Annotated in this window: 12 protein-coding genes; 4 read left to right on the top strand and 8 right to left on the bottom strand. The window is 58.5% G+C overall.

Going from position 1 to position 15,980, the window contains the following annotated elements; all coding sequences use genetic code 11:
* Positions 1–396 precede the first annotated feature (396 nt).
* From nirB to AC1MEA_RS17625, 3 genes are all read left to right on the top strand, one after another.
* Positions 397–2,955 carry a nitrite reductase large subunit NirB gene (gene nirB / locus AC1MEA_RS17635; RefSeq protein ID WP_480416928.1) on the top strand — a complete coding sequence of 853 codons (2,559 nt, stop codon included), beginning with the start codon at positions 397–399 and terminating at the stop codon, positions 2,953–2,955.
* Positions 2,955–3,350 carry a nitrite reductase small subunit NirD gene (nirD, locus tag AC1MEA_RS17630; protein ID WP_449634529.1) on the top strand — a complete coding sequence of 132 codons (396 nt, stop codon included), beginning with the start codon at positions 2,955–2,957 and terminating at the stop codon, positions 3,348–3,350. Before nirB ends, nirD begins: the two co-directional genes overlap by 1 nt.
* 95 nt (positions 3,351–3,445) lie before the next feature.
* Positions 3,446–3,886, top strand: coding sequence for a CBS domain-containing protein (locus AC1MEA_RS17625; RefSeq protein WP_219063136.1), 441 nt, complete (start codon positions 3,446–3,448; stop codon positions 3,884–3,886).
* Between the two features lie 92 nt (positions 3,887–3,978).
* Here the strand turns inward: AC1MEA_RS17625 and AC1MEA_RS17620 are convergent, their stop codons facing one another.
* The 7 genes from AC1MEA_RS17620 to AC1MEA_RS17590 form a co-directional block, all read right to left on the bottom strand.
* Complete coding sequence (locus AC1MEA_RS17620) at positions 3,979–5,613, bottom strand: diguanylate cyclase domain-containing protein (protein WP_480416927.1); 1,635 nt, start codon at positions 5,611–5,613, stop codon at positions 3,979–3,981.
* 220 nt (positions 5,614–5,833) lie between these two features.
* Positions 5,834–7,024 (bottom strand): 2-methylaconitate cis-trans isomerase PrpF, encoded by a 1,191-nt coding sequence (prpF, locus tag AC1MEA_RS17615; protein WP_480416926.1) that lies wholly within the window; start codon positions 7,022–7,024, stop codon positions 5,834–5,836.
* Positions 7,025–7,083: 59 nt separating this feature from the next.
* Entirely contained in the window at positions 7,084–9,678 is a 2,595-nt protein-coding gene (acnD, locus tag AC1MEA_RS17610; RefSeq protein WP_480416925.1) for a Fe/S-dependent 2-methylisocitrate dehydratase AcnD, read from the bottom strand.
* A gap of 81 nt (positions 9,679–9,759) precedes the next feature.
* Positions 9,760–10,887: a bifunctional 2-methylcitrate synthase/citrate synthase gene (prpC, locus tag AC1MEA_RS17605; RefSeq protein WP_480416924.1), complete on the bottom strand. Its 1,128-nt coding sequence runs from the start codon at positions 10,885–10,887 to the stop codon at positions 9,760–9,762.
* 79 nt (positions 10,888–10,966) lie between these two features.
* Positions 10,967–11,857 (bottom strand): methylisocitrate lyase, encoded by an 891-nt coding sequence (gene prpB / locus AC1MEA_RS17600; protein ID WP_219063141.1) that lies wholly within the window; start codon positions 11,855–11,857, stop codon positions 10,967–10,969.
* A complete protein-coding gene (locus tag AC1MEA_RS17595; protein WP_219063142.1) occupies positions 11,854–12,567 on the bottom strand; it encodes a GntR family transcriptional regulator in 714 nt (237 codons plus the stop codon). The genes prpB and AC1MEA_RS17595 overlap by 4 nt, the downstream gene beginning before the upstream one ends.
* A gap of 154 nt (positions 12,568–12,721) precedes the next feature.
* Complete coding sequence (locus AC1MEA_RS17590; protein ID WP_480416923.1) at positions 12,722–14,494, bottom strand: L,D-transpeptidase family protein; 1,773 nt, start codon at positions 14,492–14,494, stop codon at positions 12,722–12,724.
* 84 nt (positions 14,495–14,578) lie between these two features.
* Between AC1MEA_RS17590 and AC1MEA_RS17585 the strand changes: the two genes are divergently transcribed.
* Positions 14,579–15,286, top strand: a complete 708-nt coding sequence (locus AC1MEA_RS17585) for a murein L,D-transpeptidase catalytic domain family protein (protein ID WP_219063144.1) — start codon at positions 14,579–14,581, stop codon at positions 15,284–15,286.
* Between the two features lie 72 nt (positions 15,287–15,358).
* Here the strand turns inward: AC1MEA_RS17585 and AC1MEA_RS17580 are convergent, their stop codons facing one another.
* Positions 15,359–15,790: a universal stress protein gene (locus AC1MEA_RS17580; protein WP_219063145.1), complete on the bottom strand. Its 432-nt coding sequence runs from the start codon at positions 15,788–15,790 to the stop codon at positions 15,359–15,361.
* Positions 15,791–15,980 lie beyond the last annotated feature (190 nt).

Below are 15,980 nucleotides of genomic sequence, written 5' to 3'. Positions count from 1 at the left end.
CCCTTCTGGTTCAATGTGCTCATTGGCAATTGACCAGATCACGTTGCCGGGTGCGTAGAGAGCACCTGAAAAAGACCCGCTGTGTAGCGCTTCAACCCTCCCCCGCTTAGCGATCCCTGGATCGAAAGACCTCGCGCCAGCACTGGCATGAAACCTGCTTTAGTCCTGACAAACCTGTAGAAATCTCCGACAGGACATCCTTGCGTGGTCACCGACGACCACCTGCCAGCACTGGCGCAGGACGGGTGAACCAGGCAGCGCGGCCTCGGTTAATCACCCCACCACACATCCATGAATACCAGGCAAAGACGCCTGGAGCTGTCACACGGCTCCAGGCGTTTTTTTTGCTTTTTTTTCTGGCCATGCCACGGCAGCGGCTTCGACTGAGGAAAGGTTATGAACGCAACCGCCACCCCGATCAAGAGCGAAACACTGGTCGTCATCGGCAACGGCATGGTCGGCCACCATTGCGTCGAGCAGCTGATCGAGCATGGCGCGCTCGCTCACTATCACGTGCATGTGTTCGGTGAAGAGCGGCAGCGTGCCTACGACCGCGTACATCTTTCCGAGTACTTCGGTGGCCGTGATGCAGAGTCCCTCGCACTTGGCGAGGCTGATCTGTATGCCCGCCACGGCGTGCACCTGCACCTCGGCGTGCAGGTGCTCGACATTGATCGCGAGCGTAAGGAAGTGGTCACCAGCGCCGGACGCCAGGCTTATGACCGACTGGTTCTGGCCACCGGCTCCTACCCTTTTGTGCCGCCGATCCCGGGTGCCGAAGGCCGCTCCCGGTTGGTCTACCGCACTCTGGACGACCTCGACGCCATCCGCGAAGCCGCCACCAACGCCCGACGCGGCGTGGTGGTAGGCGGCGGTCTGCTTGGCCTTGAAGCCGCCAACGCATTGAAATCCCTGGGGCTGGAAGCCCATGTCGTCGAATTCGCCCCACAACTGATGCCGGTGCAACTGGACGCCTCAGGTGGCGAAGCACTGCGGGCACGGATCGAGGCCCTGGGCGTCGGCGTGCACCTTTCACGAGCGACCCAGGAGATCGTTATCGGTGAAGAGTATGCCTATCGCATGAACTTCAACGGTGGCGAATTCCTTGAAACCGACCTGATCGTATTCTCTGCCGGCATCCGCCCGCAGGACGCTATCGGCCGCAGCGCCGGGCTGGACGTGGCGCCGCGTGGCGGCCTGGTGGTGGACAATCATTGCCGCACCAGCGACCCCGATATCTTCGCCATCGGCGAGTGTGCGTCCTGGAACGGCAGCATCTTTGGCCTGGTCGCGCCGGGCTACAGCATGGCGCGTAACGTTGCCGCGCAACTGTCGGGGCAGCATTACGAGCCCTTTACCGGCGCAGACATGTCGACCAAGCTCAAACTGTTGGGCGTCGATGTCGGTTCTATCGGCGACGCTCACGCGGCGACTCCCGGCGCCAAGAGCTACCGCTTTATCGACGAAGCCAGCGCCAGCTATCGCCGTCTGGTGGTCTCTGCCGATGGCAAGCATGTGCTGGGCGCGGTACTGATCGGCGATAACAGCTATTACGACACCCTGCTGCAATACGCACAGAACGGCATAACGCTGCCCAAGGACCCGTCCAGCCTGATCCTGCCGCTGTCAGACGGCGCGCCGACACTCGGTGCCGATGCGCTGCCGGACACCGCCACTATTTGCTCCTGCCATAACGTCACCAAGGGCGCGGTGCGCTGTGCGGTCGACGCTGGTTGCGTCGACCTCGGCGAGCTCAAGGGCAAGACCAAGGCCGCCACCGGCTGTGGCGGTTGCAGCGCACTGCTCAAGCAGGTCTTCGACCACGAACTCAGCGCCCGTGGCGTCGCCGTCGACAAAAGCCTCTGCGAGCACTTCGCCTATACCCGTCAGGAGCTGTACGCCCTGGTGCGTGTGGAAGGCATCATCAGCTTCGACGAAATGCTGGCCAAACATGGACGCGGCCACACGGGCTGCGATATCTGCAAGCCTGCGATGGGCTCGATTCTAGCCTCATGCTGGAACCAGCCGATCATGGACCCATCGTTGGTGCACCTGCAGGACACCAACGACACGTTCATGGCCAACATGCAGAAGAACGGCACCTACTCGATCATCCCGCGCATCGCCGCCGGCGAAATCACCCCGGACAAGTTGATCGCCTTGGGCGCCGTTGCGAAAAAGTACGACCTCTACACCAAGATCACTGGCGGCCAGCGCATCGACCTGTTCGGCGCCCAATTGCATCAGTTGCCGGACATCTGGGGCGAACTGATCGAGGCCGGTTTCGAGACCGGCCACGGCTACGGCAAGTCTTTGCGCACGGTCAAATCTTGCGTCGGCAGCACGTGGTGCCGCTATGGCGTTCAGGACAGTGTGAGCATGGCTCTGCTCCTCGAGAATCGCTACAAGGGCCTGCGCGCACCGCATAAATTCAAGCTTGCGGTTTCCGGCTGCACCCGCGAATGCGCCGAAGCGCAGAGCAAGGACGTCGGGGTGATCGCCACCGAGAAAGGCTGGAATCTCTATGTCTGTGGCAACGGCGGCATGCGCCCGCGTCACGCCGAACTGCTAGCCACGGACCTGGATGACGAAACCCTGCTGCGCTACGTCGACCGGTTCCTGATGTTCTACATCCGCACCGCCGACAAATTGCAGCGCACCTCCGTCTGGCGCGAGAGCCTGGATGGCGGCCTGGACTACCTCAAGGACGTCATCATCAACGACAGCCTGGGGCTTGGGGCGGAGCTGGAGTCGCAGATGCAGTTGGTCATTGACCGGTACGAATGCGAATGGGCCAACGCTATCAATGACCCGGAAAAGCTCAAACGCTTCCGGACCTTCGTCAACGACGAGCGCGGTGACCCGGATATCCATTTCGTCAAAGAACGAGGCCAGCGCCGCCCGGTGCATGCTAACGAACTCCACCTGATCCCCGTTACCCAGGAGGTGCTCTGATGAGCCAGTCAAACGTCGTCCGTATCGAACCCCGCCACGCGATTGAAAGCCCTGCGCAATGGCGGATGCTGTGCAGCCGTCAAGACCTGGTGGCCAATTCCGGTGTCGTCGCCTGGCTCGATGGCGCCCAGGTCGCGTTGTTCCACCTGCCCGACAGCCAAGGCAAGACCCTCTACGCCATCGACAACCGCGACCCGAAGTCAGGCGCAAACGTTATTGGTCGAGGCATCGTCGGTAATCTTAAGGGCGACCTGGTTATCGCCTCGCCGCTGTACAAGCAGCACTTCCGTCTCGAAGACGGCAGCTGCCTGGAGTATCCGGAACAGAACCTGCGCGTCTGGCCGGTGCGTTTGAACGGGGATGCTGTGGAGATTGGAGTGAGTGCAGCGCTTTAGCGTTAAACAGTGAGAACAGTCCTGATGCTGCAGCCTGCACCGCAGCGCCAGGGCGGTTCGCGGCCACCTATAAGAATGGTAGTGGAGAAACCCTCATGAAGACCGTTGCACAACTGCTCAAGCTAAAGGCCATCCACAACCAGCACGTCCACACCATCGGTCCAGACCAGATGGTGCTGGAGGCGCTGCGGGTGATGGCCGAGAAAAATATCGGCGCTCTACCGGTGATCGAAGAGGGTCAAGTGGTCGGCGTTATCAGCGAGCGCGACTACGCACGCAAGATCGTTCTCCAGGGCAGATCCTCCATCGGCACGTCCGTCAGAGCCATCATGAGCTCGCCCGTCGTAACGGTGAACTCCCACCAAAGTATCGAGACGTGCATGGGGGTCATGACCGATAGCCACCTGCGTCATCTGCCCGTCGTGGAAGACGGACAACTGCTCGGCCTGCTGTCCATTGGTGACTTGATTAAAGAAGCGATAGCCGAGCAGGCTGACCTTATCCGGAAACTGGAACAGTATATTCGCGGACATTAAACTGACCGTTTTTCCGACAGATCAAAAAGCAAAAAGAATACAACCGGACTCAACTGATGACAGAGCCGTCTTGGGCCTCAGGTCATCATTGGCTAATGTTTGTAGATTATATATTTGCCGCGCCCGGTCTTTTTAGCTTGATACATCACTCTGTCTGCGGCGCGCAGGAGATTATCCGCAGAGCTTTCCCTGTCCCACAGTGCTATCCCGATTGAAACACCGACGATGCACGATGTGCCGAAAATAAAAAATGGCGTTTTCAGTGCATCGATACATTTAGCGGCGACAGTGCTGACGGCCTCTTCGGCATTGTCGTCCTCAAGGTCACTTAGCAGCAAAACAAACTCATCGCCACCAATACGCGCGAGGGTATCGGACTCCCGCAACGTATTGGCGAAGCGCTTCGCAACCTGCCGCAACACCTCGTCACCGGCCTCGTGGCCGAGCGTGTCGTTGATATTCTTGAAACCATCGAGGTCCATGAACAATAGGCCGACCTGCGTTTCATTGCGGCGTGCGAGCGCTAATACCTGGCGCAGCCGCTCGGAAAGATGCGCTCTATTGGGCAAACCCGTCAGCGTATCGTGATGAGCCATGCGGGTCAGTTCAGTTTGATGGTCATTGAGTTTGATCAACAAACGATTGAACGCCGATATCAAGTGCCCTACTTCATCATCGCGGACGACAGGCAAGGGTTCGAGCGGCAACTCATCCCGCGTCATGCGGTCGGCATGCTCTGCTGCATAAAACAAATGACGGAGGACGAAATACAGCCCGATCGAGGAGAGAACAGCGAACACCAAAATAGCGAAGACGGCATTTTTAATCAAAAAATGCTGCATCCGCCCCACCGTCGCAAACGCTTCGCTGCTCGGCACACGGCCGACGACAAACCAGCCCGTGCTCGAGACAGACACCATTGCAGCGACCTCTTCGACACCCTGCTCGTTGACCGTTATCCCGGCACCGCGAAAGCCCGCCATGGCCCGATCATGAAGCACATCGACGCCGGGGGGCGGTGTGGGTTTGAGCACCTTGTCGAGTTCAGAGGAGGCGACAAATAATTTATCTCTCGGGGAGACAAGCAAGAATCCGCCCGTTGCATTACCAATACGACTCTGGAGTAACGAATCAAGAAACCCAGGGGCAGCCAGTGCCGTAACGCCAACCAAAACAGCTTGAACCACACCGCTTTCGTTTCTGATCGGAGCAGAAATCGGCAGAACTGGCTCTTTTGCAGCACGGCCAACCACAGGACGACCGACAAATGAAGCACCGCCTAATCCAGCCTTAACATAGTCACGGTCAGCATAATTGATCGTCAGCGGATCGCGCAGAACAGGATAGTCCGCGATTGGAACGCCATTAGGCGTTACCACGAATAGACCCGCTGAGAACAACGTTTGGAAGTCGAAGTGCTCTTTCAGCCACGCACGTAGTTGCTCAGGCTGCGTAAGCAAACGCGTCGGCAAGGAGGCGGCAAGGCGTTCAAGCAAGACCTGGCGCTGAACAATTTTTCCATCAATATCGTGGGCAACATAAGTCGCCAACGCTAATTGTTGGTTTTCCACTACCGCGCTCAAATCCTCACGCAAAAAATGAGTCAGCACGAAATAGCGAAGGACAGAACCAGAGATAAAAATGCACAGCGCCAGTACCAACAGTCGAGTAACGACACTATTGAAAATACGGGGAAGGCTTGTGCGCCCATAATATTTTTTTGGCATCCCGGGAGTTTACCCGAGGAGCAGCGTTTTTTGTGCACTGGAACAGGCGCAAAGGCGGACTTTGCTGTCAGTTCGCCATTAAATATCCAGGACTTATGCTCTCTCACGGCCTCGGTCGAAAACAGAGGCCGCAATACGGCAATGAATCGCGCCAAGGAGCATCGGCGCGATAGCATTGTTTAACCGTTGACAGGTTCCCTGTATTCAGCGGTAGCGCACATTAGAACGCATCACCGGGCACACGGACCCATCCTTCCATCAGCACGCGAGCGCTGCGGCTCATGATGGCTTTGGTCACCGTCCATTCGCCATTTACCTGACTGGCTTCTGCCCCCACACGCAGGGTGCCTGAGGGATGGCCGAAGCGCACAGCGCTACGCGCGCCACCGCCGGCAGCGAGGTTCACCAGCGTGCCCGAGATCGCCGCAGCGGCACCGATGGCCACGGCGGCCGTGCCCATCATGGCGTGATGCAGTTTGCCCATCGATAGCGCACGCACGAGCAAGTCAGCGTCACCGGCGGTCACACGCTTGCCGCTGGAGGACACGTATTCGGCCGGTTTGGCGACGAAAGCGATTTTCGGTGTGTGCTGACGCTTGGCGGCTTCATCAAGGTCCTGAATGAGGCCCATACGCAGCGCGCCATAAGCGCGAATCGTCTCGAACATCGCCAGTGCCTTGGGATCGCCGTTAATCGCGTCCTGCAGCTCGGTGCCCGTATAGCCGATGTCTTGCGCGTTAACGAAGATAGTCGGGATGCCGGCATTGATCATTGTGGCCTTGAATGTGCCAACACCCGGCACTTCAAGATCGTCCACGAGGTTACCGGTGGGGAACATCGAGCCGCCAGCGCCCTCTTCGTCGGCCGCCGGGTCCATGAATTCCACCTGCACTTCGGCAGCGGGAAAGGTCACGCCATCAAGTTCGAAGTCACCGGTTTCCTGGACAGCGCCATCGGTGACAGGCAGGTGCGCGATGATGGTCTTGCCGATGTTGGCCTGCCAAATGCGCACGGTCGCCATGCCGTTGTGCGGGACACGGTCGGCATCGACCAGACCACTGCTGATGGCGAACGCGCCGACGGCAGCAGACAGGTTGCCGCAGTTGCCGCTCCAGTCAACGAACGGCTTATCGATGGACACCTGACCGAACAGGTAATCGACGTCGTGATCGGGCTTTGTGCTCTTGGACAGGATGACCGTCTTGCTGGTGCTCGAGGTTGCCCCGCCCATGCCGTCGATCTGTTTGCCGTAAGGATCGGGGCTGCCAATCACGCGCAACAACAGCGCATCGCGCGCCGCGCCGGGGACCTGTGCGGATACGGGGAGGTCTTGCAGGTTGAAAAAAACGCCTTTGCTGGTACCGCCACGCATGTAGGTGGCGGGGATCTTGATCTGGGGTACGTAAGCCATGGAAATAGTGTCCTGATAAGACTCAGGCGCAACGTTGCCGTCGCGCCTGAGTATGGTGCTTAGACAGCCGCAGTCGATTCAAGGAAGTCCTGGGCGAAACGCTGCAGAACACCGCCCGCCTCGTAGATCGACACTTCTTCGGCGGTGTCGAGACGGCAGGTGACTGGCACCTCGACACGTTCGCCGTTTTTGCGGTTGATCACCAGGGTCAGCGTGGTACGCGGGGTACGCTCGCCGATGACGTCGTAAGTTTCGCTGCCATCGATAGCCAGGGTGTGGCGGTCGGTGCCCGGTTTGAACTCCAGCGGCAACACGCCCATGCCGACCAGGTTGGTACGGTGAATGCGCTCGAAGCCTTCGGCCGCGATGGCTTCCACGCCAGCCAGACGCACGCCTTTGGCAGCCCAGTCACGCGAGGAACCCTGACCGTAGTCAGCACCGGCGATGATGATCAGCGGCTGCTTGCGTTCCATGTAGGTTTCGATGGCTTCCCACATGCGCATGACCTGGCCTTCCGGCTCGACGCGGGCCAGGGAACCCTGTTTCACCTTGCCGTTTTCCAGCACCATCTCGTTGAACAGTTTCGGGTTGGCGAAGGTGGCGCGTTGCGCGGTCAAGTGGTCGCCGCGGTGGGTGGCGTAAGAGTTGAAGTCCACCTCTGGCAGGCCCATTTTGGCCAGGTACTCACCGGCTGCGCTGTCGAGCATAATCGCGTTCGACGGCGACAAGTGGTCGGTGGTGATGTTGTCCGGCAGCACGGCCAGCGGGCGCATGCCCTTGAGCGGACGAGCGCCAGCCAGCGCACCTTCCCAGTACGGCGGACGGCGGATATAGGTGCTCATCTCGCGCCAGTCGTACAGCGGCGCGACCTTTGGACCGGTGTCTTCTTCGATGGCAAACATCGGGATATAGACCTGACGGAACTGCTCCGGTTTTACCGAGGCCTTGACCACCGCATCGATCTCTTCATCACTTGGCCAAATGTCCTTCAGGCGAATTTCCTTGCCGTCGGCATCCAGGCCCAGCACATCCTTCTCGATGTCAAAGCGGATGGTCCCGGCGATGGCGTAGGCCACCACCAGTGGCGGCGATGCGAGGAACGCTTGCTTGGCGTACGGGTGGATTCGACCGTCAAAGTTGCGGTTGCCCGAGAGTACTGCGGTGGCGTACAGGTCGCGGTCGATGATTTCCTGCTGGATCACCGGATCCAGCGCGCCGGACATGCCGTTACAGGTGGTGCAGGCAAACGCCACGATACCGAAGCCTAATTGCTCCAGTTCGTCAGTCAGGCCGGCTTCGTCCAGGTACAAGGCAACGGTCTTCGAACCGGGTGCCAGGGAAGACTTGACCCAGGGTTTGCGGGTCAGCCCCAGCTTGTTGGCGTTACGCGCCAGCAGGCCAGCAGCGATGACGTTGCGTGGGTTGCTGGTGTTGGTGCAACTGGTGATGGCCGCGATGATTACCGCACCGTCCGGCATCTGGCCGGGAACGTCGTCCCACTGGCCGGCAATGCCCTTGGCCGCGAGGTCCGAGGTGGCCACACGGGCGTGGGGATTGCTCGGGCCCGCCATGTTGCGAACCACCGAGGACAGATCAAAGGTCAGCCCACGTTCGTATTGAGCGCCCTTCAGGCTGTCGGCCCAAAGGCCGGTCAATTTTGCGTAACTCTCGACCAGTTTCACCTGCTCGTCTTCACGGCCGGTGAGCTTGAGGTAGTCGATGGTCTGCTGGTCGATATAAAACATCGCTGCGGTGGCGCCGTATTCCGGGGCCATGTTGGAGATGGTCGCGCGATCGCCCAGGGTCAGTGCCGAGGCACCTTCACCGAAGAACTCCAGCCAGGCGCCGACCACCTTTTGCTGGCGCAGGAACTGGGTCAGCGCCAGCACCATGTCGGTGGCGGTGATGCCCGGCTGCAACTTGCCGGTGAGTTCGACGCCGACGCTTTCCGGCAGACGCATCCAGGAGGCGCGGCCGAGCATGACGCTTTCGGCTTCAAGGCCACCGACACCGATGGCGATCACGCCCAACGCATCGACGTGCGGGGTGTGGCTGTCGGTGCCGACGCAGGTGTCGGGGAACGCCACGCCATCACGCACCTGGATCACCGGAGACATTTTCTCCAGGTTGATCTGGTGCATGATGCCGTTGCCTGGCGGGATCACGTCGACGTTCTTGAAGGCTTTTTTGGTCCAGTTGATGAAGTGGAAACGGTCTTCGTTGCGACGGTCTTCGATGGCGCGGTTCTTTTCGAACGCCTCGGGATCGAAGCCGCCCGACTCAACGGCCAGGGAGTGGTCGACGATCAATTGGGTCGGCACTACCGGGTTCACTTGCGCAGGATCACCACCTTGCAGGGCGATGGCATCACGCAAGCCGGCGAGGTCGACCAGCGCGGTCTGACCGAGAATGTCGTGACACACCACACGGGCCGGGAACCACGGAAAGTCGAGATCGCGCTTACGCTCGATGAGCTGATTCAGCGATGCGGTCAGGGTCGCCGGATCGCATCGGCGCACCAGGTTTTCAGCCAGCACGCGCGAGGTATAAGGAAGTGTGTCGAAGGCCCCAGGCTTGATTCCGTCCACCGCCGCGCGCGTGTCGAAATAATCCAATCGGGTGCCGGGTAAGGGTTTGCGGTATTCAGTGTTCATAGCGTTGGGGACTCAATCACGGAGTGTTCAGAGGAATGGGTGGGAAGCACCGAAGTTCACGGTCCGCTCCCCCTTTCCCAATCAGCGTTGCTCGATTGGCACGAACTTGCGCTGTTCGACGCCGATGTACTCGGCACTCGGGCGGATGATGCGGTTATTGCCACGCTGTTCGAACACGTGAGCGGCCCAGCCGGTCAGGCGTGAGCAGACAAAGATCGGTGTGAACAGCTTGGTCGGGATACCCATGAAGTGGTAGGCCGAGGCATGGTAGAAGTCAGCATTGGGAAACAGCTTTTTCTGGGCCCACATGGTTTTGTCGATGGCTTCGGACACGGCATACAACACGGTGTCGCCCACTTCATCGGCCAGTTTTTTCGACCAGCCCTTGATCACTTCGTTACGCGGATCGGACTCTTTGTAGATCGCGTGACCGAAGCCCATGATCTTGTCCTTGCGCTCGAGCATGCTCAGCGTGCCTTTGACGGCCTCGTCGGCAGAACCGAAGCGCTCGATCATTTCCATCGCAGCTTCGTTGGCGCCGCCATGCAGCGGGCCGCGCAATGTACCGATGGCCGCGGTGACACAGGAATACAGGTCCGACAGCGTCGACGCACAGACCCTTGCGGCGAACGTCGAGGCGTTGAATTCGTGCTCCGCGTACAGGATTAGCGAAACGTCCATCACCTTGCGGTGCAGCTCGCTCGGTTTCTTATCCAGCAGCAAGTGCAGGAAATGCCCACCGATGGATTCTTCGTCAGTCACGCAATTGAGGCGAACGCCGTCATGACTGAAGCGGTACCAGTAGCACATGATCGCAGGGAACGCGGCCAGCAGACGGTCGGTGACATCGCGTTGTTGTTCGAAACTCGCTTCAGGCTCCAGCGTGCCGAGCATTGAGCAGCCGGTACGCATGACGTCCATCGGGTGGGTTTCGGCAGGAATGCGCTCCAGCACTTCCTTCAAGACTTGCGGCAAATCACGCAGGCCTTGCAGCTTTTTCATGTAAGCCGTGAGTTCGGCCTGGGTCGGCAGCTCGCCGTAAAGCAGCAGATAAGCCACTTCTTCAAAACGAGCATCGGCGGCCAATTCACGCACGTCGTAACCACGGTAGGCCAGGCCGGCACCGGCTTGACCCACGGTCGACAGCGCGGTCTGTCCCGCCACCTGGCCACGCAGGCCAGCACCACTCAATACTTTTGCTTCAGCCATTGCTTTCTCCGATCTTGAATTTATTTGGGAAACGGCAATCCGCTCCAGGCGACGTTACGCCTGGAGCGGGCACCCAGAATCACTTCTTCTGCGCGAACAACGCATCGAGTTTCTGCTCGAAGATGTGGTAATCAATGGCGTCGTACAGCTCCATGCGCGTCTGCATGGTGTCGATGACATTCTTCTGCGTGCCGTCGCGACGGATCGCGGTGTAGACGTTCTCTGCAGCCTTGTTCATGGCGCGGAACGCTGACAATGGGTATAGCACCAGAGAGACATCAGCCGAGGCCAACTCGTCAGTGGTATACAGCGGGGTAGCACCGAACTCGGTGATGTTGGCCAGGATCGGCGCGCCAACCTGGGCAGCAAACAGCTTGTACATCGCCAGTTCAGTGATGGCTTCCGGGAACACCATGTCAGCGCCCGCTTCAACGCAAGCCGCAGCCCTTTCCAGTGCCGACTCCAGCCCTTCGACGGCCAGTGCATCGGTACGCGCCATGATCACGAAGCTATCATCGGTACGCGCATCGACGGCTGCCTTGATACGGTCGACCATCTCTTGCAGGGAAACGATTTCTTTGTTCGGGCGATGGCCGCAACGCTTGGCGCCGACCTGATCTTCGATATGAATCGCTGCTGCGCCGAACTTGATCATCGACTTGACTGTACGCGCCACGTTGAACGCGGAAGAGCCGAAACCGGTATCCACGTCCACCAACAGCGGCAAGTCGCAGACATCGGTGATACGACGTACGTCGGTCAGCACGTCATCCAGGCCAGTGATGCCCAGGTCCGGCAAGCCGAGCGAACCTGCTGCCACGCCGCCACCCGAAAGATAGATGGCTTTGAAACCGGCGCGCTTGGCCAGCAGTGCGTGGTTGGCATTGATCGCGCCTACCACTTGCAATGGATGTTCGCTGGCGACGGCATCACGGAAACGTTGACCGGGAGTAGTTTTGGCGGAACTCATTTTTCACCTCGGGCTGTCGGTTGGGGAGCGGCCTGATAATGGCGCTCGATGTTGCGTTTGGATGCGCTGATATGGCGGCGCATTAACAATTCGGCCAGTTCGCCGTCACGCTCGGCAATGGCATCAAGAATACGGTGGTGTTCGGCAAATGCCTGACGCGGACGATTGGGCGTCGCAGAGAACTGAATGCGGTACATACGCACCAGTTGATAAAGCTCGCCACAGAGCATTTGGGTCAGCGTGCGGTTGCCGCTGCCTTGAATGATCCGGTAATGGAAGTCGAAATCGCCTTCTTGCTGGTAGTAGCCCACGCCCGCCTTAAAAGCGGCATCTTGTTCGTGGGTATCGAGAACGCGGCGCAATTCGTCGATCTCTTCGACGGTCATGCGTTCGGCAGCCAGACGACAGGCCATGCCTTCCAGCGATTCGCGAATTTCATACAGCTCGATGAGCTCGGCGTGGCTCAGGGAAACCACACGAGCGCCCACATGGGGAATACGCACCAACAAACGCTGCCCTTCCAGGCGATGGATCGCTTCACGCAGCGGTCCCCGGCTGATGCCGTAGGCGCGTGCCAGCTCTGGCTCGGAAATCTTGCTGCCGGGCGCGATCTCACCCCGCACGATGGCCGACTGGATACGCCGGAACACATGCTCGGAGAGGGTGCCGGACTCCTCGCCTACAACCTGAGTTTCTGCAAGATCTTCCATTACATTGTCGACACATTGGCAATTAGATGGCGGAAAATTACGACCAATCCCCATAAATGTCAAATGTCATTAGACTATTGTCGACAATGCGCCGCACCAACACCGAGACATGGATTAGATCATGCACCGGCTTCAGTCAAGGCCGTGTCGACGGTTATCGAGAGGGCTTCGGGGCCTCGTTTTGCCACGTCGCCGCATCAGAAAATCCTACACGCGGCAACGCCAGAACGGACGGATCTAAAGGTTGATTCAGCGCTCGCAACACGGGGGAGTCGTACCCGTACACGTCAGGTTTAAACGTCACTCGACCATCATCACCCAGGCCCACTGTCCAATAGGCCAGCAGCACAGGCACCTTCACGGGGAGCCTGATATTTTCTGTAATGCCGTTGGCCAGTTGAGCCTGAATACCCGCGGCGTTCCAGCGAACCGGGTCGTTAAACAACAACTCTACCAACTGAAGCGGGTTTTCAACCCTGATACAGCCTGAACTTGTCGCGCGGCGTGCCTGGGCGAACAACTCTCGATGTGGCGTGTCGTGGAGATACACCGAATACTCATTTGGAAACCGTATGGCAACCTGGCCAAGAGAGCTGTCCGGGCCAGCATCCTGGCGCAGTGTGATGCCGCGCGGGTTATGCCAATCAACGGTTGATGGATTCAGGACAGTCCCTTGACGGTCAAGGACGCGAATACGGTTTGCGTCAAGGTAATGAGGGTCCTTTAGAATCTTGGGAAGAACATCATTAGTAAGAATGGTCGGTGGAACTGTCCACGTGGGGTTAAATGTTATGTGCGTAATCTCGGATTGAAAGACCGGCGTACTGCGGAAAGGTTTACCGACCTGCACACGAGAACGCCAGATAACTTTGCCGTCACGGTAGAACGCAATCTTGTACCCGGCGATATCAACAACGACGAACGTGCCCTGAAGTTTATACAATAGCCAACGCGCCCGTTCCATGTTCACGCGGACTTGGTCTATACGCGCGCCTATGGGTATATTCAGCGCCGCAAGTGTTGCCGCACCGGCGGTGCCATCCACGGGAAGGTAGTGCTCGGACTGAAACTGTTTAACCGCCGTTTTAACGACGTCGTCGTAGTCAGTCCGCGTTGCCACTTGCTCGTCCAGATAACCACCTGCCGCCAAACGGGCTCGCAGCGCTGCGACTGAAGCGCCGGCAACGCCTGGCTTGAGTGCCTGCCCGACAGGAACCAGCGGCCAGCCACCCGAGTCTCGACGCTGACGAAGTTGTGCCAACCCCTCTCGCAGCCGGCTGTAAATAGCATCTTGTGGCGGCGCCTGATTGAATGCACGTGCGACGTCATGGTTTTCGACGGCAACAAACAAGTCTTTGAGATCTTCCCGCGGGTCGACATCGACCGGGTCGAAGTTCCAGTGTATTTCCAAACGAGAGGGATCGACTTTGCCGCGCCGCAGCTGGAGCAGCGCTGCGATGTAGGCACGGGTAGCCGTAATATCAAACATGGCGCGTTGCGCCGGGGACGGCGTCGCTGCGTGCATCAACCCTGCGGCCTTGGCCAGCTCATCAATACGGAAATCACGAGGGTCCAGGCCGTCGGCCTGAATGTCGTTCAGGCTCTTCAACAACTGCGCGACGTCGCTAACGTTCGTCCAGGCAGCACTAAAGTTACGTTGAGCATAAAAATCGACGACCGCACGACCGACCTCCAGCCGTTGGTGGCGGGGTGGGGTGGCGGGCAGAGGGGAAGAAGGCGTTGCGCCCGACGGGGCGAGCGTGGACTGGATCGTCTGTGCCACCTCGTCGGCTGGCGCAACGTCACTGACGCTGTGTGCTATGGTTGTCGCCGAGACAGGCAAAGGCTCTGCCGTCGCTGAGTTGCTTATCAGGACTCCCATAAAAAAGACGCGGCTTAACATGGATAAGTTTGATAGTTGCAGCATGGACGTCCTTAGTTTCTCGTATCAATGGAAAGCTAGCATTCCTAACACTGCTAGGCTCGTATAAATAGCCATGAGACAACCCACATGACGCTCGACCGCTTTGGCTTTTTAATGGCCTTCATGCTTCTGATATCCCTCTCTGCCGAGATAGCGTACGCCGATTCGCTTGAGGTCGCGCTGGTCAAAGCCGCACCCGATGCTAACGCCAAGGTTATTGCGCTGGCTGTCCATGCCTCTCAGTGCAGGCGGGCACAAGGCGAATCGCCTGCGCAAAGACTCGCCGTCATTGATTACTCACTGCCCTCCACCGAACAGCGACTGTGGGTGTTTGACCTGCAACGCCGCACACTACTGTTCCATGAACTGGTTGCGCACGGCCGGAACAGCGGCGAAAACATGGCCCGTCAATTTTCCAACCAGAATCAAAGCATGGCCACCAGCCTGGGCCTGTACAGGACGCGTGCGACGTACCTCGGCCATAACGGTTACTCATTGCGCATGGAAGGGTTAGAACCCGGTTTCAATGATAATGCCCTCGACCGAGCGATTGTGATTCATGGAGCACCCTATGTCAGCGGTGATCTAGCGCGTTCGAATGGCCGTATTGGCAGAAGTTTAGGTTGCCCGGCCGTGCGACCGGCAATTGCTCATCAACTCATCGATTCAATGAAAGATGGCCAGTTGCTATTCTCTTATTACCCCGACCCGCGCTGGCTTAATTCATCCTTGTTTATCAATTGCGATAACGCCACCGTGGCGGAAGTGTCAAAACCGGTTAGAACGTTTCAATGAGTTAACGCGGGGTAACATGGGACCGTAGTACCGTCCGCGCCCTACCCCGCTTATGACACAACGACGTTATTGCTACTTCACCAGCACCACCGGAACCGATACCTCGTGAATGACCCGGTTCGCTACCGAACCCAGCAGTAATCCGCCGAAGCTGCCCAAGCCTCGCGTCCCCATGACCACGGTATCGCACCCCAACCGCTTGACTGCCTCATTGACCTGCTCCGCCACATTGCCAAGGGCCGCATGGGTTTCATGGGCAACGCCAGCAGCCGACAATAAAATCGCGGCCTCTTCAAGCACACTGTTGGCCTTGGTCAAAAGCCCTTCGTTGACGTCTTCGACCATGCCGCTCGTAAAGTAGTCCCCGTACATAACCGGCCCATACTGCGCATTAAAAACATGAATCTCCAAGGGCCGCGCACTGTCGCGAAAAAGGTCGATCACGTACTGCAGAGCACGCTTTGAAGGCTCCGAGCCATCAAACGCAACCAGAACTTTATGCATGTCAAATCTCCCTTAATGTGTGAAACAACCATAGACCATTTCACACATCGAGGGACTTACACCTTAGACATCATTGAGGTAGCTAAGGCGGCATCAATCGCTGAAGTCAGCGTACTCGGCGCCTACACTGACACTGCGCATGACTGGGTAGAGCGGCCCATCGACTTTCTCGATAAATAGCAACGCCGTG

It is taken from the genome of Pseudomonas sp. ASL8, assembly GCF_056680355.1.
The sequence above is the reverse complement of the archived record's forward strand: the minus strand, read 5'-3'. Positions and strand labels throughout refer to the sequence as shown.

Bases quoted from the DNA above. Each gene is read 5' to 3' on its own strand.
- nirB (WP_480416928.1), top strand. From the start codon at position 397: ATGAACGCAACCGCCACCCCGATCAAGAGCGAAACACTGGTCGTCATC.
- nirD (WP_449634529.1), top strand. From the start codon at position 2,955: ATGAGCCAGTCAAACGTCGTCCGTATCGAACCCCGCCACGCGATTGAA.
- AC1MEA_RS17625 (WP_219063136.1), top strand. From the start codon at position 3,446: ATGAAGACCGTTGCACAACTGCTCAAGCTAAAGGCCATCCACAACCAG.
- AC1MEA_RS17620 (WP_480416927.1), bottom strand. From the start codon at position 5,613: ATGCCAAAAAAATATTATGGGCGCACAAGCCTTCCCCGTATTTTCAAT.
- prpF (WP_480416926.1), bottom strand. From the start codon at position 7,024: ATGGCTTACGTACCCCAGATCAAGATCCCCGCCACCTACATGCGTGGC.
- acnD (WP_480416925.1), bottom strand. From the start codon at position 9,678: ATGAACACTGAATACCGCAAACCCTTACCCGGCACCCGATTGGATTAT.
- prpC (WP_480416924.1), bottom strand. From the start codon at position 10,887: ATGGCTGAAGCAAAAGTATTGAGTGGTGCTGGCCTGCGTGGCCAGGTG.
- prpB (WP_219063141.1), bottom strand. From the start codon at position 11,857: ATGAGTTCCGCCAAAACTACTCCCGGTCAACGTTTCCGTGATGCCGTC.
- AC1MEA_RS17595 (WP_219063142.1), bottom strand. From the start codon at position 12,567: ATGGAAGATCTTGCAGAAACTCAGGTTGTAGGCGAGGAGTCCGGCACC.
- AC1MEA_RS17590 (WP_480416923.1), bottom strand. From the start codon at position 14,494: ATGCTGCAACTATCAAACTTATCCATGTTAAGCCGCGTCTTTTTTATG.
- AC1MEA_RS17585 (WP_219063144.1), top strand. From the start codon at position 14,579: ATGACGCTCGACCGCTTTGGCTTTTTAATGGCCTTCATGCTTCTGATA.
- AC1MEA_RS17580 (WP_219063145.1), bottom strand. From the start codon at position 15,790: ATGCATAAAGTTCTGGTTGCGTTTGATGGCTCGGAGCCTTCAAAGCGT.